The sequence below is a fragment of the Dactylosporangium sp. NPDC049140 genome (genome assembly GCF_040648435.1).
In genome coordinates this window covers 237,289-258,323 of record NZ_JBEZDS010000004.1, presented here as the reverse complement: position 1 = coordinate 258,323, position 21,035 = coordinate 237,289, and the positions used below count along the sequence as shown (strand labels likewise).

Here is a 21,035-nt window from a genome sequence, read left to right as displayed (position 1 = left end):
CCGTCTCGGCGTGCTCGTGGTCAGGGCGTGTAGATCTCGGTCGTCGCGGTCAAGCTGTCAAGGCCGGGCTCCGCAGCGGCCGGGCCGGCGGCGGTGCGGCCGCCGACGACGAGGATCCGGCCGTCGGCGAGCAGCAGTGCGGCGAAGTCGGCCCGGCCCTCGGCCAGAGCACCTGTGCCCGTCCAGGCGCCGGCGCCCGGCCCGGGACGCGGGTCGTAGGTGGCGGCGCTGCGGTAGCCGGCCCGCCGGCCGGGGCCGCCGGTGCCACCGAGGACCAGCACCCGGCCGCCGGGCAGCGCCACGGCGCGGTGTCGGCTCCGGCCGCCGGGCAGGGCTTCCAGCTGCGTCCACTGCCCGGTCGTGGGGTCGTAGACCTCGGCGCCGTCGAGGCTGCCGGACCGGTAGCGCCCGGCCAAGCGGGCCGTCGGCGGGTCGCCGCCGGTGACCAGGACCCGGCCGTCGGGCAGCGGTGTCGCCTGATGCCCGGCGCGCGGCGCCGTGAGGCTGCCGGTCGGCGTCCAGGTGCGGGCGGCGGGGTCGTACACCTCGCAGTAGGCCAGCGCGGCGTCGCGACCGCCGGTGGCCAGCGCCCCGCCGATCACCAGGATCGAGCCGCCGGGCAGGGCCACCGCGCAGTGCCGGGTGCGGGCATCGGTCATCGGCGCGGCCGCGACGAACTTGCCGGCAATCGGGTCGAAGATCTCGGCCCCGGCCAGCGCGGCGCCGCCCTGCGCGCGGGCGCCGGTGCCGCCGGCGAGGAGGACCCGCCCGTCGGGCAGCGGGGTGGCGGTGTGCCCGGACCGGGCGGTGCCCAGGTCGGAGACCGCGCTCCAGGCGCCGGTGAGCGGGGTGTAGACCTCGGCCGCGGCGAGCGGCACCCCGGCGGCGCCGAGCCCACCGGCGGCCAGCACGCGCCCGTCGGCGAGCCGGGTCAGCGTGTGCCCGCGGCGGGCCGTCCCCAACGCGCTCCCGGCGGTCCAGGTGGTACTGACCGGGTCGAACACGGCGGTGTCGGCGACCGGGTCGCCGGCCGGGTCGCTGCCGCCGGCGACGAGTACCGCGCCGCCCGGCAGCAGCTCGGCCGCGTCGGTCGCGGCGTCGAACGCGGTGGGCGTTGGCAGCGGGCCGGCGCCGGTCCAGGTGCCCGCGGTGGCCGGGGCTCCGACCATCTCGGCCTCGGGGATGACGTGCAGCGTGCCGGCCAGCGGCGGGGCGGCGGCGACCCACTCCGCGAGCGTGTCAGTGGCCGCGGCGACACTGCGGAAGCTGGCCGTGGTGCTCGACACCCCGGCCGGCGGGAACGCCTGCACGTTGTTGCGCCGCTGGGCGATCACGTAGCGCTGGCCGGTCAGCTGCAAGGTGTCGGCGGCGGCGTTGGGCTGGCGCAGGCCGGCCTCGCGCTGCGACAGCGGCGAGCGGCTGGTGCTGCTGCCCGCGAGGAGCTGGGTGAACACCGCCGGGCTCACCCGGTAGAGCCGGCGCGTGGGGGCCGGGGCGGGCGCGTCCGCGGTCGCCGCGGCGGCCATGCTCCGGGCGCCCGCGGCCTGCGTGCGGGCCCGGCTGTCCACGACGATGAGCTCGTAGCGGGCACTGCGGCGCAGCGCCCGGGCCGAGGCGATCGCGCCCTGCGCGGCGACCAGTTCCAGTCCGGCGTCCTGCTGCTCGTAGGCGGGTCGGGAGAGCTTGGCGGCGTCGTCCAAGTCCTGGAACTGGGCCATCGCGAACCGGTCGCCGGTCACGGAGGCCCGGACCAGGCCGCTGTCCGGCGCGGGCCCGGCCGAGAAGCGCACGCCGTCATGCGGTCGGCGCTGCCCGACCCGGTCCAGTCGCACGCCGAACGGGATCGCCCGTTGCCGCACGAACAGGCTGCCGAGCGGGTGCAGCACCAGGTCGTCGGAGTCGGCCAGCGGGCGCAGGTTCACCATCGATCGGGTACCGCCGGAAGGCAACCGGGTCTCCCAGCCCTCGGTCTTGCCCAGTTCGTCGGCCAGCAGCGGCAGCACGTCGACCGGCGGCAGTGTGGTGTTGTGCTCCTCGCCCCAGCTGATGTCGAAGTCGGCGGAGATCTCGAAGAACAGCAGCGAGATCGAGCCGCGCCCGTGCGCCCGCCACGGCGCCGGCCCTTCCAGCACGAACCGCAGGTCGATGCCGAACAGGCCGACGCCGAAGGCCTTCAGCGAGACGCCGGCGGCGACCGAGATGACGAACGCGAACGGCGAGAACTGGAACAGCGCGTCGAAGGACAGGTGCCCCTCGATGCCGAAGTCGTCGAAGCCGAGCACCATCTCGGCGGCCGCGCCGAACTGCACGGTGTTGCTGGTGACGGCGAAGTAGCCGGAGACGCGGATCCGGGCGCCGGGCCGGTTGAGGATGTCGACGGCCAGCCGGCGGGGCACCGGGAACGGCAGCGGCGGCGGGCGGAACGCGGGGTGGAAGCCGCCGACGGTGAGCACCAGCTCGGCGTCGTCGCCCCAGCCGATGAGCAGCCCCATGCCGCCCTCGATGGTCATGAACAGCACTCGTGAGTCGAACAGCTCGGCGTAGAACCACAGCCGTTGCTTGTCGAACTCGATCGCGCCGATGAAGTTGACCTGCAGAGCCAGCAGGGCCAGTTCCTTGGTGGGCAGCAGGCAGCGCAGGACGCCGACGATCGCGATGTTGCCGGGGATCTCGATGATCAGCCCGAGGGAGACCGAGATCAGCGTCGGGGTCCCCCAGCCGATCTTGGCCATCGGTCCGATCAGGAAGGTCCCCTCGTCGGGTGGGAAGAACGCGCGCAGGTCGCTGATGATCCGCGGGGCGTTGGCGACGACGTCGGCCGGGAACATCACCGACTCGATGGCGCCGCTGCGCACGCCCTCGGCCAGGGCCGGCAGGTTCATCCGGCGGTTCAGCCCGACCAGGCCGCCGACGGCCAGCAGTGTGAAGCCGAAGCCGAGCTGGATGCCGGTGCCGAAATCGACGCTGATGATGATCAGCAGCGAGAACCCGGACGATCCGTCGGGCATCCGGGTGCTGATCAGGCCGATCGCCTTGAGTTGGAGGAACCCGGCGAATTCCAGCTCCAGCGCGCCGGCGTACTCGCCGCGCACCGGGTCGGCGTAGAGGTAGCCGCCGCCGCTGACCAGCCCGGCGTCCAGGGCCAGGCCGACGCCGTTGGGCGGCTTGAACGCGAAGGTCAGGTCGGCCGGCCCGAGGTTGCCGCCGTCCGGCGGGAACCGCAGGCCGACCGTGACACCGACGCGTTCGACGGCAGCCTTGAGCGGTCCGAGGGCGGCGGCGAGGTTGGCCGACAGCTCCAGGGAGACGCCGCCGGCGTCGGGCGTCACGACGATCTGCAGGGCGTGCACGTCGAGCGGGCCGAGCGCGAGATGCACCGGGATCTGGATCTGCAGCCCGGCCCCGCCGTGGAAGCGCAAGCCGTGCTCCGGGTCGAAGGTGAAGCCGGCGGCGAACTGCGCCTCGAGGCGGGCTCCGCCGAGCAGTGTCTTGATGAACCCGTCGGCCGACCCGGCGTCGATCACCAGCCGGCCGCCGGTCACCTCGCCCTCGATGCTCGGCGTTCCGGTCACCTTCCCGTCGGCGAACGCCAGCGTCAGCCCGGCGCGCAGGTCCACGCCGCCGATCTCCAACCGGCTGCCGCCGGCGACACCCAGCAGCACCACCGGTTCCGGCGGCGTGACCTGCAGCAGCAGCTCACCGCGCAGGGTGGCCGGCCCGTCGGGTGGCTGCAGCTCCAGCCGCAGCGGCGGACTGAGCCGACCCGTCGTGCCGGCCGGGAGCAGACCGGCCGCGGTGACCTGGGCGACCCAGGTCGGCGGCGCGATGTCCAGCGTCGTGGTCGTCTCGGCGCCGACCGGCATGACCACGCTGAGCGCGAGCCCGCCGGCGTCGACGGTCACGTCGAGCGCCCACGCCTCCAGCCGGGCGGGCTGCCCGCCGGCCGCCGGCTCCAGCAGCCCCGGCAGCCGGGCCGACTCGAGCAGGTCGCGCAGCGCCCCCAGCAGCGCGCCGCCGTCGAGCGCGGGACCGCCCCAGCCGTACCGCTGGCGCAGCAGCCCGACCGGGTCGACCAGGAACGCCGGGAGCCGGTCCAGCCGCAACGCGATGCGCTGGTGGTCGACACCGGCCGGGTTGGCCGGATCAGCGTCGACGCGGGTCACCTCGGCCAGCCCGAACAGCCCGGCCAGTCCGGTGAGCCGATGGGTGGGATCGACGACCTGCAGGACGGCCAGGTCGAGCAGCTTGCGCGGCAGGTTCGCCACCAGGTCGGCGACCTGCGCGGCCGGCACCCCGGGCAGGGTCGGCCCGACTGTCCCGATCGCGCCGCCCAGTTCCTGGTACGCCTGGCCGATCTGGCCGCAGCGGGCGAGCAACGCCGCGCCCTGCACCGCGATCGCGGCGTCGTCGCCGGCGGTGATCGCACCCTGCAGCGCGGCGGTCGCCGGCTCCAGGGCATCGGTCACCGCGGCCACGGTCTGCTGCGCGGCGCGCACCCGGGCGTCGGCCACCAGCTGGGGCGGGAACACCGTGCCCAGCTCGGCCAGCAGGTCCAGCAGCCGCTCGCCGGTCATCCGGCGGCCCATTGCCCCGATCGCCCGGGCCAGTTCCAGCCCGAGCCGCTCGACAGTTCCCGCTTTGTCCACCGTGGACACTCCTCAGACTCTCGCGCCGGGGTCCCGCGCGGCGGCGAGCGCGGCGAGCAGCTGCGGGTAGGTGCGGCCGGCCAGGTCGGGCAGGCGCCCGTCGATGCGATCGAGCGCGCCGCGCAGCTCGGCACCGCCGCGGCGGGCCAGCACCGCGTGCAGCCGGGCGACGCACTCGGCCAGCGGCGCGCCGTTGACCGTGCCGGGCAGCCGCGCCGCGGTCAGGTCGGCGTCGGCCGGCAGCCGGCTCAGCTGCTGATAGACGGCGGAGGCGCCGCTGCGGTGCCAGGTCGCGAGCACCTGCCGGTCGTGGTTGACCAGGTCGACGATCTCGGCGCCGTGGCGTTGCCACAGCTGCAGCAGCTCGCGGCCGAGCGGGCTGCCGGCCAGGTCGGCCCGGACCCGGTCGCCGATCTCGTGGGCCCGTGGCGGCGGCGCGGCGGCGCGCACGACCGACCCGGCGCTGGGCATCCGCACCGCGACCTCCTCGCCGTCCAGCAGCGCGACCGTCGCCGACTGCACGGTCCGGACGTCGTCCGGCCCGGTGGCCTGCACCGGCTTGACATCGAACTTCGGGTTCAGGTCGTGGCTCAGGCGGAACAGGACCGCATTGAGCGGGGCCACGAACGTCACGTGCACCGGGCCCGACTCGTTCGGGAAGTACTCGCCGGCGTCGGCGACGGTACCGCTGGTCACCAGGCCCATCACGCGCCTGCCCGGGGTGACTACCGCGGCCCCGGAGTCGCCGGGGACGCCGAAATACACCTCCGACAGGGCCGTGCCCTCGGACGCGTGCGGCACGACGATGAACTGCGCGACCCCTCCGGCCGCATCGTTGACGAGCGCGGCCACCACCCGGCCTCCGGTCCTGCCGGTGGAGTAACCGTACTTGCGGACCAGGTAGCTGTCGGCCCGCAACTCGGCATCCGTGGGATTGGGCGCGATCCCGGCCACCTCGCCGAGCTCTTTGATGCTGCCGATGTACTTCGTGCCGCGACGCAACCGGACCAGCGCGAGGTCCCGATAGCTGTTGACCAGCCACTCACCCTGCACGAACGTGCCGAAACTGTCGTCGCAGCAGTGCGAGCAGCAGCAGGACCCGCTCGGGTCGACCTGCCCGACGATGGTCTGGTTGGGCACCGGCGCCTGGGCCAGGCTCTGATCCCTGTTGAGCGCGCTGAGCACGTGGTAGCACGTCAGCGCGTACACCGCGGGCGGGGTGGCGGCGTCCTCCACCAGCAGGCCGAGCGTGCCGCGTGCCGTGTCGTCGACCCGCCCGGAGATCGGCCCGCCGCCGATCAGCACCGGCTCCTTCATCTCCATGTCGAGCTCGGGCGGCGGGCGGCGTTTGCCGGTCGGTTCGTTCGGCGGCGCCACGGGCAGCGCCGAGTAGCTGATCCGGCCGAGGGTGGCCACGTTCGTCGGGTAGCCCTCCACCGTGGCCGGAATGACCTCGTCCGGGCTGAGCTCGGACAGCGGGCGCTTGCGCTCGACGAACACCTGGATCGCGTTGACGGGCTGGGCGACGCCGCCGACCCGCTTCGGCCCCACCCCCACCCCGGTCACGCCGGGGATGCGCCGCAGCGCCTCGGCCGCGCGGGCCGCGGCGGCGTACAGCTCCTCGTCGGTGTCCATCGGTCGCGCCCCTTTCCGGCCTGCGCTCAGTTGGTGGTCGGACGGGACAATGCGGTCAGCAGTTCGGGGTAGGTCAGGCCGGCCAGATCCGGCAGGCGGCGGTGCAGCCGGTCCAGGGCCGCCCGCAGCGGCTCCCCGGCCGCCTCACGCAACGGCCCGTGCAGGCCGTCGAGGCAGCGCCGCAGCGGCTGCCCATTGACCGTCGCCGGGATCCGCAGCGTGCCGTTCTGCGCGCCGCGCAGCAGCACCTGGTAGACGGCCGAGCCGCCGCTGCGGTGCCAGGCCGCGGCGACCCGCCGGTCGCGGTTGATCAGCCGGCGCAGCTCGGCCGAGTGCGTGCGCCAGAAGTCCAGCAGCTCGCGTCCGCCATGCGTGGCCTGCAGGTCCGCTCCGAGCCGGTCGACGCCCGGCGGCGGCGCACCCATCGCGGTCAGCGCCGCCACCGGCTCCGGCACCGCGACCGTCACCGACTCGTCGTCGACCAGGCTGGTGACCGTCGGACGCCCCGGCACCGTGTGGGTCTGCCCGGGCTGGGTCGCGCTGCCGACTGTCAGGTTGAGCCCGGCGGCGGCGAACTTCGCCAGGAGCGGGTTGATGGGGAAGAGCACGCCGAAGTAGGTGCTCGGCGGCGGCGCCGGAAGCGGCGGCCTGAACAGTCCGGCCTGCGCGCGGGCGAAGTTGAGGCCGAGCACCCGGTTGGCGGTGTCCATCGACACCGAACCGGAGTCCCCCTCCAGCAGGTAGTGGTTGTTCTCGCCGGCCGGCACCTGTGGATTGGGGTGCGGCGCGACGACCAGCACGTCGTGGGCCCACACCCGCTTCTCGGTCTCGCCCGGCGGAGGTGCGGGGTACAGCAGGTCGGTGTGGGCGGCGATGACGTACCCACCGGTCAGACCGGTCCGCATGCCACGCTTGCGCACGAGGTAGGTGTGCGCGCCGAGCTGCTGATCGGTCGGGTCCGGCGCGATGCCGGCCACCGCCACGTCGTCGCCGCCGAGGTCCCCGGTGGCCGGCACGCTCGCCCGGCGCATGTCGAAGCGGTAGTCGGTGCCACCGTCAAGCCGGATGACCGCCGCGTCCCAGTCGGCGTTCTGCGCACCGCCGGCGTAACGCCCGAAGATTCCGGGGCAACAGGTCGAGTGTGTCGCGAGGTCGTTCTGCCCGCAGATCGTCTTGCCGGCGACCGGCGGGTTCACCACCGAGATCTGGTAGACCAACAGGCCGTTGTACTGCGCCTCGCCGCGGGCCAGGACGTGGTGACAGGTCAGCCCGTAGACCTGGGTGGGGTCTCCGACCTTGTGCAGCAGGCAGCCGAGCGTGCCCACCTGCCCCTGCACGATGTCGCCGCGGATGGCTACGCCCCCGGTGATCGGCCGGTGCCGCTCGTTGTCCGCGTAGAAGTCGTCGCCGGGATACTTGGTGCCGATCGGTTCGGCCACCGGCTGGGCGCCGCGCAGCACCAGCACGTCGGTGGGCACCCCGCCGACGTCCGGCGGGACCATCTCACCGGGCGCCAGTGCGGCCCGGGGCAGCTTCTCCTCGACGAACACGGTGACGGCGACCTGCCCGATCGGCCGCCCGTCGACCACCTTGGCCCCGATGCCGACCCCGGTGATGCCGCGGCGCCCGAGCAGTTCGCCGGACACCTGATCCCGCAGATTGCGCATTTCCTCAGACGCCACTGGATCACCTCGGGTGCACGAGTGAATCACTTCAGTCACCAACCAGCGACTGAAGGTTAGCCTTACGACATACAGATGCGAGACCCCCGCAAGTGGGACAGTCACAAACTCAACTGAACTTAGGACCGTCCAGCCGATGGCGATCATGCGTCCACCGCAATCCGATCATCCACACAGGACGCGGCTATTACGGTCACTCGGCCGGCAGGGACCGGCGAAACGTCCGTTTCTGAATCAGGGCGCTTTGAGAGCGGCGACGAACGAGTAGGGCCAGCCCGGGATGTACTGGTCGGCGTTGCGGCCACGACCGTAGACGTGGCAGAACAACCGGTCCGGGCTGGTCGCCGCGTCCGGCCGCAGCCACGGGCTGACATCGACCGCGAGCATCAGCCGCCCGTCCTGCGCCCGGGGCAGCGCGAGCCCGGCCAGCGTGGTGCGCAGCCGTTCGACGTCGATACGGCCCTGATTCAGCCCGTCATACATCGCGCCGTGACCACGCCGATGCTCCGCAGCCAGCGTCAGATCCACCAACGCCTTCACCGGACCCTCGGCGCACAACAGCGCGTCACACAACTCGAACAACGCATCCGACCGCGCGGTCAGGCATCCGTACAACGCCGACCGGAACCGTGACAACTCCCCGAACGCGGCGGCCACGTCCGCGTCATGCACAATCTTCACGACAGCCCTTGGCTGATGATCATTTTCCCTCGACAAGAGAACGATCGACCAAGGGCTGTTCCCGTGATCCACCGGGGCCCGCAACCCACGGCTGCAGGTTAAAGATCAAGCTCAGAGCGTGTTTGAGAAGTTATCGGGCCTCGGTCGGCGCGCCTACGAGACCATCGGCGTCGATGCCGCCAGGGTGGCCGGATGTCCCGGCAGCGGCGCTACCCCTCCGACTTGACCGACGAGCAGTTGGACCTGGTCGAGCCGCTGCTCCCAGCGCCGAAGGTGGGCGGCCGGCCGGAGAAACATCCACGTAGGTCCATTGTGGACGGCATCCTGTACGTGGTCCGCACCGGCTGCGCCTGGCGGTACCTGCCAGCCGACTTCCCACCGTGGCAGACGGTGTACTGGTACTTCAAGCAGTGGGAACGCGACAAGGTCACCGACACGATGCTCACCGCGCTGCGCGAGCAACTGCGAGTCCAGCAGGGCCGAAGCCCCCAGCCCAGCGCTGGGATCATCGACTCTCAGAGCGTCAAGGGCGCCGGCACGGCCGGGCGTGGCAGCCGCGGCTACGACGCCGGCAAGAAGATCAACGACCGAAAACGGTTCATCGTCACCGACACGTTGGGCCTGCTCATCGTCGTGGTCGTGCTCGCCGCGAGTGTCCAGGACCGTGACGGGGCAAAGACCACCCTGCTGAGCATGTACCTGGCCGCGCCGATCCGGTTCGTCTTCGCCGACGCTGGCTTCGCCGGCAGGCTCGTCGACTGGGCCGCCGCCATCGTGCGTACCATCCTGCATGTCGTGCGCAAACCTGAAGGCCAGCAAGGCTTCGCGGTCATCCCACGCCGCTGGTGCGTGGAACGGACCATGGCCTGGCTCACCGCCCATCGCCGCCTTGCCCGCGACTACGAACGCGACCCCGCCACCTCCGAAGCCATCATCCGCTGGGCTGCGATCAACACCATGACCACCCGCATCACCCGAGGCCAGCCCGGTACCCGCCAGCCACGCTGGCGCTGGCCCGATGACCAATGAACCCTCTGCGCGAACACATCAGGCGTCCGGGCAGTCATAGATGCCTTGGGAGACCGGATGGAAGATGCCGTGGTCCACGCGTGCGCTCAGCCGGTCCGCCTCACGGGCGGCGCGCACCAACTGCTCGGTCGTGCGGGGGACGGCGGCCAGGAACACCGCGCCGACGTGGTGACAGAACATGGGACGGTGCTCGAGGGGCTGCAGCGGCTCGCCTGCGAGGGTGGCGAGATCCTCCACGCTCCAGCCCAGCGGCCCGGCCACCTGCTGCAGTTGCCCCAGCTTGTGCCACTTCCCGCGCAGCATGCCCGCGATGGTGCTTATCGACAGCCCCACGAACGGGAACTCATACACCCCGAAGCCGCGGTTACGCATGAGTCCGTGCAGGATGGCCGGGAACGGGTCCGGGTCCGCCGGATCGCGGGCCAGCCGAGGCTCGGGCGTCGCGCCCTCATCCGGCAGAGCAAGCAGGAACTCGCGCAGGGAAGCCAACTGCGGGTGGTTGCAATACGTAACGCAGTACGTGAACGCCTCCATGACCTCCCTGTCGCGGTCCGGCGGCAGCAGGCGCCCTGGCACCGGATGGCCCGCAACCACGAGCACGTCGGCCACAGGCAGGCCGAGCTCGGCTGCAAGCTCCTCCAGCCGCGGCGTGTCGTAGTCCCGACCGTAGCTCAGCAGGTCGCGGAGGACCTCGGTCCGCGTCATGGCGATCACCGTACGGCATCGACGGAGACCCGCACTCACTTCTCAAACACGCGCTCAGCGACGTAGGCATCGATGCTCAAGCGTGGAACGGTGCGGCGATGGTGCCTATCTGTGTTCCTGATGGGCTGGAGCCGGGCGGTGAACCGTCCGCTGGCCGACCGTGTTCGGCGCACCGCGCGCATGCGACCGGAGGTGATTATGCTTTCGCGATGCGAGCCGTGTGGTTCATGGTCGCGGGTGCGTTTCTCAGCCTGGCCAACATCGCGGCCGGCTGGAGCTGGACCCTGGTGGACGCTGACTTACGGAGCATCAGCTCCGGCCCGCAGGGTGTCGACTGGGGCCAGGCGAGCGTGTGGTTGGGAGTGCCGGCTGCAGTGACGATCGTCTTGACGGCGGCCGCCATCCGTCGTTCGAGGGCCCTACTGTGGGTGGGCGCGGTTGCGATGGGGTTGCTGTTCATCCCATGTGGCGGCGTGCTGCTCGCCGACCGGGCACAGATGGTCGACGCGGCCGGCCTTCCTCCGTGGGCGTGGGCGGCCCATCTGATCGGTATGTTTCTAGCCCTGCCCACCGTGATCACGGCGCTTTGGCTACACCAGCCCGGCACCCGACCCATTGGGGTGAGCGCACCAAAGAAGTGTGCGTGAATCGGGCCTGCGGCGACACGGCATACCATTGTTGAGATCGCATCATTGAGCGGTGATGATGGACGCACTCGGGGGCGTGCGGTTACCTGCCGGGCTTGGTCCGCAATGTCCTGGCCGGGGTCGTGGTGAGGGCAGTCGCCCGCGCCGGGCCGGGGGGCTCGGCCGCCGGACGCGCGACGGATGCCGGCCGAAAATGCGAAAAGCGACGAGCTTCAAATTTCTTCAGGAGGAAGAGCAATAATTTGATCCGGGTCCGCGGACGTTTATGGACGCGACTCGTTGCCGTAGTTGCGCACCGTCGGGGTTGGCGAGCGGCCCCGCGACCGGCACGGTCACGAACCGAGTTCGGGCATGGATCTGGCGCCGGCGGCCGGGCGCTGAACCACTCCGGCAGGGTCAACTGCAGCTGGTCGGCCCCTGCGATGCGGTCGACATCGGCCAAACGAGCCCCCGCACGGCGATCACGGAGCCCGCCGGCCCCCACTCTTGCGCCCGACGGCCGTACAATTCCGCCATGTCGATGTCGGAGCCCCGTTTCGCCGCGGCCCGGCTGCTCGTGCTCTCGCAGCTGTCGCTGGTCGGGTTGTACCTGGCCGGCGCGGCCGTACCCTACCTGCTGACATTCACCGTGCACGGCACCAGTCACTGCGCGGGCGGATGCCGGGCCCCGAGTGACGTCTTCAGCGGCCCGATGCTGATCCTGCTGGTTCCAGGCGCGATCAGCACCATCATCGGTCCGATGGTCGCGGTACTGCTGCTGCTCATGTCGTTCACCGCACTCGCTCGGCGGCGCCGGGAGATGCCCGCTGCGCTGCGACGCTGGCTGTTCGCCGCCGGCGGGCTCACCGTGGTCTTCGTGGCCTTTACGCTGTCGCCGCCGGGGCGGCAGCTGCTGAACTGGGTGCTGGACTGATGACGAACGCGTTGTGGCGGGCCCAGCTGGCTCTGGTGTGGGCCTTCGGACTCGCGGTCTTCTTCTTCCTGGCCGGGCTCCTGGGCGGGCCGCACGGCGGGAACAGCAACAGTGTGTCCGACATGGTGTACGCGCCGCTGCCCGAGGGCGTGTCGGTGCGCGGCACGACGGCCAGTCCGTTCATGTGGCTCACCGCAACCGCCATGGTGGTTGCCTGGCTGGCCCCGCTGTTCGGGGCCCTCCTCGCGTGGTTCGGCCGTCGTGCGCTGAAGGACGAGGGAGAACCGGGCCTGCGCGACCGGATCCGAGCGGGCACGCTTGCCGCGTTCGTCATCGTGGCGACCTATCTGACGCCCGTCGGCTGGACGCTCGTGTACGGCCTGACGCGCTGGACGGCCATGAACATCTGGGGCGAGGGCCCGGATGCGGCCGGCCTGGGCTAGATCGATGCGCGGCGTCCTCGTAACGGGACGCGTCCGCCGGCGCGCCGGGTCGTAGCCCGTGCGCGCCGGCGCGGAACTTGAGGGGGCGTTGGTGGAGCGGAGCTCCCCACCGCGAGCGCAGCGAGCCGGAGACTCAGCCTTCAGCACAGGGCCATCGCTCGCGCGCCGATGTTGCGCGCGGCCAGGCCGAGGCGCGTCTTCGGGACCACCAGGGCCGCGGCCCGTCCGGCCCCGCGGACCTTGGCGTCGGTGCGCACGCGGTGCTCGGCCTCGTAGCGGCGCAGGCCCAGGGCGAGGTCGCCGCCGGACGTGGCGAGGGCGGAGGCCAGGGTGTGGGCGCCGGCCAGGGCGAGGCTCGAGCCGTCGCCGAAGAGCGAGACGCAGGACGCGGCGTCCCCGACCAGCGTGACGCGCCCCTGCGTCCATTTTGGCAGGTGTACCTGACTGACGCTGTCGAAGTACAGGTCGGCGCCCGGCAGCTTCGCGAGCAGCTCCGGCACCCGCCAGCCGGCGCCCGCGTAGGCCTCGGTGACGATCCGGCGGTGCTCGTCGGCGTCGCGGTGGTCGAGGCCGGGGCGGGCCGGGCCGCGGAAGATGAACGCGGCCAGGGCGTCGCCGCGGGACGGGTGGATCGAGGCCAGGCGGCCCGGCTCGTTGTACAGCAGGGTGTGCCGCTGGTCGTCGACCGGCTCGCCCAGGGGCAGGGTCGCGACCCACACGCCGAGGTGGCGCACGAGCTCGGTCTCGTCCCCGAAGGCGATGCGGCGCACCGCCGAGTGCAGGCCGTCGGCCCCGATGACCAGGTCGAAGCGCTCGGGCGCGCCGCGGTCGAAGGTGACGTCCACGCCGGCGGCGTCGGTGTGCAGGGCGGTGACCGAGTCGTCGAAACGGAACTCGGCGCGGGCGCGGGCGGCCTCGAAGAGGGTCGTGGCGAGGTCGGCGCGCGGGATCTCCAGGGCCCCCTCCTCGGTCTGCATCGGCAGGCGGGCGATGGTCCGGCCGCAGGCGTCGAGAACGCGCATGCCGTCGGGGTGGGTGGCGCGCTCGCGCAGGGCGGGCAGCACGCCCATGTCGCGGACGACGGGCAGGGCCGGGCCGCGCACGTCGACCGGGTTGCCGCTGGAGCGCTGGCCCCGCGAGCGCTCCACGACGGTGACCCGGAAGCCGTTGCGGGCGAGCCAGTAGGCGGCGGTGGAGCCGGCCACGCCGGCGCCGGAGATGAGAACCGAAGGCGTCATGCCCTCGACGATATCCGCACTCAGTGCAAGTTTGCAATGAGTGCCAACTAACATTCGATGCGATATGCTGGACGGCATGTCGTTGCGGGAGCTGAAGCGAGCACGGACCCGGCAGGCCCTGGTGGACGCGGCCACCGACCTGTTCGAGCGCAACGGCTACGAGCAGACGACGATCGCCGACATCGCGGCCGCGGCCGAGGTGGGCACGCGGACCTTCTTCGGCTACTTCGCGAGCAAGGAGGACCTGCTCTTCCCCGAGACCGACGCCCGGGTGCGGGCCGCGGTCGACGCGATCGACGGGCGCGGGCCGCACGACACGCCCCCGCAGGTGCTGCTGCGCGCCCTGTCGCTCGTCGGCGAGGACGGCGACGACCTGTCCGGCCGGCTCGCGGCGCTGCGCCTGCGGTTCGTCGCCGAGATCCCGTCGGTGCGCGGCAAGGCCATGCAGACCCAGTTCGACGTGCAGCGGGAGATCGCTCAGCGGCTGGCCGCCGCGTTCCCGGCGGAGCTGGACGGCGTCACCGCGGCCGCCCTCGTCGGCGCCTTCGTCGGGGCCGTGGCCGGCGCGCTGCAGGCGCTGCTCGGCGAGGGGCCGCGCGATCCGGAGACGGTACAGAAGGCGGTCGAAACGGCCACCGAGGTAGCACTGCGTCCATGGATCGCACCCGATGTGCGACACCTGGAGCCCCCGAACGTGTGACCCTCCCAGGATGGGAGGCGATCACGGACCCAGTGTCGGATCGGCCGGAGAACCAGCACGACGAGAAGGTCGACCAGGCCCTCGACAAGACCGGCAACGAGTACGGCGGCCACATCGACAAGGGCGTCGACTTCGCCCAGGAGCACACGGGCGAAGGCGACACCAACCGGCAGCCCTGACCCCGCGCCGGGGCCTCGGCCGCTAAGACGACGCCGAGGCCCGCGGCAGCAGGTTGGCCAGCAGCGCCAGCGCGAGCTCGAGGACCACCAGCGCCACCATGCTCGCCCGGAAGCCCTCGGTGATCGTGGCGGCGCGGTAGAAGACGATCCCGATGAGCGCCACACCGAGCGCGTTGCCGGTCTGGTTGACGGTGCTGAGCACGCCCGACGCCGCGCCGGTGTGTTCCGCCGGTACGGCCGACAGCGCAAACGTCGTCAGCGGCGCGAGGGCGAGCCCCATCCCGAGCCCCTCCAGCGCCAGCCCCGGCAGCAGCCAGCCGAGCCCGGCCCCGGCCGCGAGCGCCATCGCGCCCAGCCCGGCCGCCATCACCACCGCACCCAGCGCCACCGACGCGCGCCCCAGCCGCGCCGCGATCCGGTGCGCCCGCATCGACGTGAGTAGGTACCCGGCGCCGACCGCCATGAACACCGCGCCGGACTCGAGGGCCGACAGGCCGCGGCCGGTCTGCAGGTACAGCGCCAGCACCAGGAAGAACGAGGCCTGCCCCATCCAGAACGCCTGCACCGCGACGAGCCCGGCCCCGAACGAGCGGCCGCGGAAGATGCGCAGGTCGACGAGCGGCTGCTGACGGTACCGCTGCAACCGGACGAAGGCCGCGAACAGCACGGCCGCCAGCCCGAGGCTCATCCACGTCCACACCGGCCAGCCGTGCTCCCGCCCTTGGATGAGCGGCAGGACCAGCGCCACCAGCGCCGCCGTCACCAGCGCCGCCCCGGCCAGGTCGAGCCGGGTGCCGCTCCCGCGCGACTCCGGCACCGAGCGCAGCATCACCAGCGCCGCGATCCCGACCGGCAGGTTGATCAGGAAGCAGGCCCGCCAGTCCAGGCCGAACAGGTCCGCCTTGATGAGCAGGCCGCCGACCACCTGGCCGAACACGGCGCCGAGGCCGAGAGTCAGGGCGTAGCGCGCGAACGCCCGCGGCTGCTCGGGCGCCGGGACCGCGGTGCGCAGGATCGCCAGGGTCTGCGGCATGAGCAGCGCCGCCCCCGCGCCCTGCAGCACCCGCCCGGCGACCAGGGCCCCGGCCACCGGCGCGACCCCGCACAGCACCGACGCCGCGGTGAACACGATGAGCCCGGCGGTCAGGACGCGGCGGCGGCCGTACAGGTCACCGAGGCGGCCGCCGGTGATGAGCCCGGCCGCGAGGGCCAGGCCGAACCCGGCCACCATCCACTGCAGGGCGGCGGGCCCGGCCCGCAGGTCGAGCTGGATCGCCGGCATCGCCACGTTGACGATGAAGAAGTCCAGCGCGGTCAGGAACGTCACGGTGAGCAGGGCGGGCAGCACCTTGGCGCCGGTGCGCCCGGCCGCCGGTGCGATAACTGTCGTGGTCATGGCCCCGACGCTAGGGATTGGCACGCGTGGCGGAATCGGGATCGCTTAGGTACCCCGTACCAGCGGTAGGGTCGGATGCGTGCTGATCGGGCGGTCCCAGGAGCAGGCGCGGCTGCGCGCCCTCGCCGAGGCGGCCCGCGACGGGGCCGGCGGCGCCCTGGTGCTGCGCGGCGGCCCGGGCATCGGCAAGACGGCGCTGCTGGACTGGGCCGCGGAGCTTCCCGCGGCGACGGTACTGCGGGCCGCCGGCGCCGAGTTCGAGGCCGACCTGCCCTTCGCCGGCTTGAGCCAGCTCCTGCGCCCCGTCCTGGACCGCCTGGACGGGCTGCCCGCCCCGCAGCGCGACGCGCTCGCCGGCGCCTTCGGCCTCGGCCCGGCCCACGCCGCCGACCGGCTGCTCGTCGGCTTCGGGGTGCTGTCGCTGCTGTCCTCGTTCGACGGCCCGCTGCTGTGCCTGGTCGACGACGCCCAGTGGCTGGACTCCGTCTCGGCCGACGCGCTGCTCTTCGCGGCCCGCCGCCTCGGCGCCGAGGGCGTGGCGCTGGTCTTCGCCGCGCGCCCCGGGGCCATGGAGCCGTCCGGCCTGCCGGAGCTGCCCCTGGAGGGCCTCGGGCCGGCCGACGCCGAGCGGCTCCTCGAACCGGGGCTGGATCCGGCGGTACGACACCGGCTTCTGACGGAGGCCGAAGGCAACCCGCTGGCGCTGCTCGAGCTGCCCCGCACCGCGGCCCCGCACGCCGGCGCCCTGCCCGAGCGGCTGCGGGAGGCGTTCCACGCCCAGATCGCCGCCCTGCCCCCGGCCACCCGCGCCGCCCTGCTCGCGGCCGCGGCCGAGGACTCCGGCGACCTCGCGGCGGTGCTGCGGACCACCACGGCGGCGGACCTGCGCCCGGCCGAGGAGGCGCGGCTGATCGAGGTCACCGGCGGCCGCGTCCGCTTCCGCCACCCCCTGATCCGCGCCGCGGCCTACCACGGCGCCTCCCTGGCCGAGCGGGTCGCGGCCCACACGGCCCTCGCCGGCGCGCTCACCGGCCCCGAGTCGGCCGACCGCCGCGCCTGGCACCGCGCCGCCGCCGCGACCGGCCCCGACGACGAGGTCGCGGCCGCGCTGGAGGACAGCGCGGACACGGCCCGGGCCCGCGGCGGCTACGGCGCGGCCGCCGCCGCCTACGAGCGCGCCGCCGACCTCAGCACGACCCCCACCGCGCAGGCCCGGCGGCTGCTGCTGGCCGCCGAGAACGGCCTGCACGCGGGCGCCCTCGGCACCGCGGTCGCGCTCGCCGAGCGGGCCGGCGGCCTCGACACCGACCCCGCGTTCCTGGCCCGGGTCGGCTTCGTCGAGGGCCAGGCTTGGTTCTGGCAGGGCAACTTCCAGGCGGCGTACGACCTGATCTCCTACGGCGGCGCGTACCGCCACGCGGTGCATCCGGCCTGGTACCTCGGCGAGCCCGCGCTGGGCGAGTGCCTCGACCGGCTCGCCCGGCTCGACGCCGACCCGGTCGCGCGGTACGTCGTCGCCGCCGTGCGCGGCCGCCCCCGCCCCCTGGCCGAGGTCGCCGACCGCCGCACCGCGCTCGACCCGGCCGTCTCGCCGCGCGACCTGGTCGAGCTGTGCGGGTTCGCCTTCGTGGCCGGCCAGGACGCCGAGGCCCACGAGCTCGCCGCCGCCCTCGCCGGCCGCTGCCGCGCCGAGGGGCTGGCCGGCCTGCTGCCGACGCTGCTGTTCTTCCAGGCCGAGGCCGAGCTGTTCGCGGGCCGCCACCGCGACGCCGCCGTCTCCGCCGCCGAGGGCCTGGCCCTGGCCCGCGACGGCGGCCAGCCGCTGTGGATCAGCCAGCTGTCGGCGGTCCGCGCCCTGCTCGCGGCCCTGGCCGGCGACGAGGACCCGTGCCGCGCCGCGGTCGCCGACGCCCTGGCCGCCGCCTCCCCGGGCTGCCCGCCGGCCGGCCACACGTGGGCCCAGTGGGCGCTCGCGCTCGCCGACCTCGCCCAGGGCCGTCCGGAGGCGGCGGTACCGCGCCTGCTGCCGCTGCAGTCCGACCCCTACGCCCACCACGTGGTGGCGTACCGCTCGATCCCCGACCTGGTCGAGGCCGCCGTCCGCGCCGGCACACCGTCCATTGTGCAGCCGTACCTGCCCCGCCTGGCCGCGCTCGCCGACCGCACCGCCCAGCCGTGGGCCCAGGCCGTGCTGCTGCGGTGCCGCGCCCTGCTGTCCGGGGACGAGCACGAGTACCTGCTGTCGCTGAAGCTGCCGGTCTCCGCCTTCGAACGCGCCCGCACCGAGCTGCTGTACGGCGAGTGGCTGCGCCGCGCCCGCCGCAAGGCCGACGCCCGCCGCGTCCTGCAGCAGGCCCTGGAGACCTTCGACCGCCTGGCCGCCCGCCCCTGGTCGGCGCGCGCCCGGTCGGAGCTGGCGGCCACGGGCCTGCCGTCGTCCCCGGCGAGCCCGGAGCCGGCGGCGGCGCGGCTGACCCCGCAGGAGTTGCAGATCGCCCGGCTGGCCGCGCAGGGCCTGTCGAACCGCGACATCGCGGGGCAGCTCTTCCTGAGCCCGAAGACCGTGGCGTACCACCTGTACAAGGCGTACCCGAAGCTCGGCGTGACCGCCCGCACCGACCTGGCCGCGCTGCCGCTCTAGCTCGCTGCGCTCGCGGTGGGGGAGCTCCGCTCCACCCGCCCGCACCGACCTGGCCACGCTGCCCCTGTAGCGTCTCCCGCCATGGACGTGGGATCGGCGATCGTCGCGCTGTCGGGCACCGTGATCGGGGCCGGGCTCACGCTCGCGATGGAGCTGGTGCGCGCCCGCATCGGCGACCGCGCCTCGCGCCGCAACGCCCTGCTGGCGTCGTGCTCGAGCTTCACGGCGGCCGTCGCGCGGATGGATGTGCGCCGCGACACGGGCTCGCGCGCGCCGGAGGCCGTGTTCGCCGAGCTCGAGGACTGAGCCCGGACGGCTCTGGGTTGATTACAGAATGCCGATGCCGGTTGCCGTTCCGCGGCCGGGACGTGGCGGTGCCGTCATGAACGTCGGCATCATCGGGCAGGCAGCCGGCCTGTTCGCGGTTACGAACATCGACGACGTTCTCGTCCTCGCGTTGTTCTTCGCTCAGGGCTCGGGACACCGGGGCGCCGCCGGGAACATCGCCATCGGGCAGTATCTCGGCTTTGCCGCCATTCTGGCCGCTGCGGTGGCTGCCGCGTTCGGAGCGACGTTCCTGCCCGAGGGTGCCATCCCCTACCTTGGACTTCTCCCGCTCGGGCTGGGCATCAAGGCCGCCGTCGGGGCGTGGCGGCATCGCGGCGACGACGAGGAGACCCGAGCCGAGCAGGGCGGCCCGACGATGCTCGTGGTGGCCACGGTCACGTTCGCCAACGGCGGTGACAACATCGGCGTCTACGTTCCTGTGTTCGCCACTGCGGGAGCCGGCGGCATGAGCGTCTACGTCGTGGTCTTTCTCGTCCTGGTGGCCGTCTGGATCGCTGCTGGCCGGTACTTCGCCACCCGCCCGGTGATCGCCGAGGCGCTCAGCCGGTGGGGGCACGTCCTGATGCCGATCGTGCTGATCGGCATCGGCCTGCTCATCCTCGTCGAAGGCGGGGCCTTCGGTTTGTAGCCGTACTGCGGTCGCCGGCGGAGGTCAGCACTATCGGCGCACGGGCACGTCCAGGCCGGCCGCGCCGAGTACGTCGTCGGCCTCCACCTCGGGCACCGTCAGCTCGACCGGCCGCGCCCGGGGCAGGGCCAGGCCGACCACCGCGGCCGCGAGCGCCGCCAGCACCGCGCCGGCCACGAAGACCGTCACGAACTGCCCCTCCCGCGGCAGCGGCAGCGGCCCCGGGATGGGGTTGCGCGTCATCATCGTGACCACGAAGGCGGTGCCCAGTGACATGCCGACCGAGCGCGCAATCGAGTTCACGCTGTTCGCGATCCCCGTCTCGGCCGGCTCGACGTGGGCGACGAGCAGTGCCGGCAGGGCCGCGTACCCGAAGGTGACCGCCGTGTTGACCACCACGGCCCCCACGATGACCTCCCAGGTCGCCGAGTGCAGGACCGCGAGCATCGCGAACCCGGACCCGGCCAGGACCGCGGCGATCACCAGCGTCGCCTTCGCCCCGAACCGGGCGACCAGCCGGCCGCCGAGCGGGGCGGTGATCACGCCGCCGGCCGTGCCCGGTAGGAGGTAGACCAGGCTGGCGGCCAGTACCGAGGCGCCGAAGCCGTAGCCGGCGATCTCGTGCGGGGTCTGGACCAGTGCGGAGACGGCCAGGAAGACGGCGAACATCGAGAAGCCGAGGAACAGGCCGGCCGCGTTGGCCACGACGATCGGGCGGTACCTGAGCATCCGCGGGCTCACCAGCGGGTGCGTGGCCCGGCGCTCGAACAGGACGAACACGACCAGCACGACGACGGCGCCGGTCAGGGAGCCCAGTACCCGGGCCGAGCCCCAGCCCCAGCCGTTGCCCTCCTCCAGCGGCAGGATCAGCAGCACCAGCCCGAGGCCGAGCAGGGCGGCGCCGGTCCAGTCGAGGCGGCCGCTCGCCGCGCCCGGGCGGTGGGACAGGCGCCAGACGCCGGCCAGGCCGATCGCGGTCAGGGCGGTGGCCAGCCAGAACAGCTCGTGGTAGTTGCCGCCGTTGCGCATCAGCAGGCCGGTGACCACGAGGCCGAAGCCGGCGCCGACCGAGAGCATGCCGCTGACCAGGGCCATCGCGCCGGTCAGGCGGTGCGGGGGCAGTTCCTCCCGGAGCACGCCGATGGCCAGCGGGAAGAGGCCGAAGCTGGCGGCCTGGGCGACCCGGCCGACCAGCAGCAGCGGAAGGCTGGAGGTGGCGGCGGCAAGGACCGAGCCCAGCAGTACCACGACCAGCACCCCGAGCATCACCGGGCGGCGGCCGTACAGGTCGCCGAGCCGGCCGAGCATCGGCGTGAACACCGCGGCGGCGAGCAGGTTGGCGGTCACCACCCAGCTGGCCGCGCTGGTCGAGACGCCCAGGTCGGCGCGGATGTCGGCGACGACCGGGACGACCAGGGTCTGCAGCGCCGACACGAGCAGCACCACGTAGCAGGCGACGGGCAGTGCCAGGCGCGTTTTGAAGGTCACGTACCCGAACGTAGACGCGTAGCCGAGAATTCTCAA

16 protein-coding genes and 1 pseudogene are annotated in these 21,035 nt (G+C 73.2%); 9 read left to right on the top strand and 8 right to left on the bottom strand.

Annotation, left to right across the window (positions count from 1 at the left end; genetic code table 11):
• Positions 1-20: 20 nt before the first annotated feature.
• The 4 genes and pseudogenes from AB0B76_RS10110 to AB0B76_RS10095 all read right to left on the bottom strand — a co-directional run.
• A complete protein-coding gene (locus tag AB0B76_RS10110; protein WP_360372450.1) occupies positions 21-4,646 on the bottom strand; it encodes a DUF6603 domain-containing protein in 4,626 nt (1,541 codons plus the stop codon).
• Between the two features lie 12 nt (positions 4,647-4,658).
• Positions 4,659-6,281, bottom strand: a complete 1,623-nt coding sequence (locus tag AB0B76_RS10105) for a hypothetical protein (protein ID WP_360372447.1) — start codon at positions 6,279-6,281, stop codon at positions 4,659-4,661.
• A gap of 26 nt (positions 6,282-6,307) precedes the next feature.
• On the bottom strand, positions 6,308-7,963 hold the full coding sequence (locus AB0B76_RS10100; protein ID WP_360372444.1) for a hypothetical protein: 1,656 nt from the start codon (positions 7,961-7,963) through the stop codon (positions 6,308-6,310).
• 243 nt (positions 7,964-8,206) lie between these two features.
• Positions 8,207-8,620 (bottom strand): annotated as a pseudogene (locus tag AB0B76_RS10095) (transposase); the annotation flags it as partial.
• A 246-nt stretch (positions 8,621-8,866) separates the two neighbouring features.
• Between AB0B76_RS10095 and AB0B76_RS10090 the strand changes: the two are divergent.
• Positions 8,867-9,673 (top strand): IS5 family transposase, encoded by an 807-nt coding sequence (locus AB0B76_RS10090; RefSeq protein WP_360372441.1) that lies wholly within the window; start codon positions 8,867-8,869, stop codon positions 9,671-9,673.
• Between the two features lie 18 nt (positions 9,674-9,691).
• Here the strand turns inward: AB0B76_RS10090 and AB0B76_RS10085 are convergent, their stop codons facing one another.
• The gene (locus tag AB0B76_RS10085) at positions 9,692-10,378 is read right to left on the bottom strand and encodes a hypothetical protein (protein WP_360372438.1); all 687 of its coding nucleotides are present in this window, start codon (positions 10,376-10,378) and stop codon (positions 9,692-9,694) included.
• A 209-nt stretch (positions 10,379-10,587) separates the two neighbouring features.
• Between AB0B76_RS10085 and AB0B76_RS10080 the strand changes: the two genes are divergently transcribed.
• The 3 genes from AB0B76_RS10080 to AB0B76_RS10070 all read left to right on the top strand — a co-directional run bounded on the left by AB0B76_RS10080 (position 10,588) and on the right by AB0B76_RS10070 (position 12,381).
• Entirely contained in the window at positions 10,588-11,025 is a 438-nt protein-coding gene (locus tag AB0B76_RS10080; RefSeq protein ID WP_360372435.1) for a hypothetical protein, read from the top strand.
• 514 nt (positions 11,026-11,539) lie between these two features.
• Positions 11,540-11,938: a hypothetical protein gene (locus AB0B76_RS10075; RefSeq protein ID WP_360372432.1), complete on the top strand. Its 399-nt coding sequence runs from the start codon at positions 11,540-11,542 to the stop codon at positions 11,936-11,938.
• Positions 11,938-12,381: a hypothetical protein gene (locus AB0B76_RS10070; RefSeq protein WP_360372429.1), complete on the top strand. Its 444-nt coding sequence runs from the start codon at positions 11,938-11,940 to the stop codon at positions 12,379-12,381. Before AB0B76_RS10075 ends, AB0B76_RS10070 begins: the two co-directional genes overlap by 1 nt.
• 140 nt (positions 12,382-12,521) lie before the next feature.
• On the opposite strand, the gene AB0B76_RS10065 is transcribed toward AB0B76_RS10070, so the two are convergent.
• A complete protein-coding gene (locus AB0B76_RS10065; protein WP_360372426.1) occupies positions 12,522-13,619 on the bottom strand; it encodes an FAD-dependent oxidoreductase in 1,098 nt (365 codons plus the stop codon).
• 76 nt (positions 13,620-13,695) lie between these two features.
• Here AB0B76_RS10065 and AB0B76_RS10060 point away from each other — a divergent pair, with 76 nt between their 5' ends.
• Positions 13,696-14,319, top strand: coding sequence for a TetR/AcrR family transcriptional regulator (locus AB0B76_RS10060; RefSeq protein ID WP_360372423.1), 624 nt, complete (start codon positions 13,696-13,698; stop codon positions 14,317-14,319).
• A gap of 32 nt (positions 14,320-14,351) precedes the next feature.
• Entirely contained in the window at positions 14,352-14,498 is a 147-nt protein-coding gene (locus AB0B76_RS10055) for an antitoxin (RefSeq protein WP_360372420.1), read from the top strand.
• Between the two features lie 22 nt (positions 14,499-14,520).
• Here AB0B76_RS10055 and AB0B76_RS10050 read toward each other — a convergent pair whose 3' ends face one another.
• Entirely contained in the window at positions 14,521-15,894 is a 1,374-nt protein-coding gene (locus tag AB0B76_RS10050; protein WP_360372417.1) for an MFS transporter, read from the bottom strand.
• A gap of 79 nt (positions 15,895-15,973) precedes the next feature.
• Here AB0B76_RS10050 and AB0B76_RS10045 point away from each other — a divergent pair, with 79 nt between their 5' ends.
• From AB0B76_RS10045 to AB0B76_RS10035, 3 genes are all read left to right on the top strand, one after another.
• A complete protein-coding gene (locus tag AB0B76_RS10045) occupies positions 15,974-18,535 on the top strand; it encodes a LuxR family transcriptional regulator (RefSeq protein WP_360372414.1) in 2,562 nt (853 codons plus the stop codon).
• Positions 18,536-18,616: 81 nt separating this feature from the next.
• Entirely contained in the window at positions 18,617-18,841 is a 225-nt protein-coding gene (locus AB0B76_RS10040) for a hypothetical protein (RefSeq protein WP_360372411.1), read from the top strand.
• A gap of 76 nt (positions 18,842-18,917) precedes the next feature.
• The gene (locus AB0B76_RS10035) at positions 18,918-19,511 is read left to right on the top strand and encodes a cadmium resistance transporter (RefSeq protein ID WP_360372408.1); all 594 of its coding nucleotides are present in this window, start codon (positions 18,918-18,920) and stop codon (positions 19,509-19,511) included.
• Between the two features lie 30 nt (positions 19,512-19,541).
• On the opposite strand, the gene AB0B76_RS10030 is transcribed toward AB0B76_RS10035, so the two are convergent.
• A complete protein-coding gene (locus AB0B76_RS10030; protein WP_360372405.1) occupies positions 19,542-20,999 on the bottom strand; it encodes an MFS transporter in 1,458 nt (485 codons plus the stop codon).
• Between the last annotated feature and the right edge of the window lie 36 nt (positions 21,000-21,035).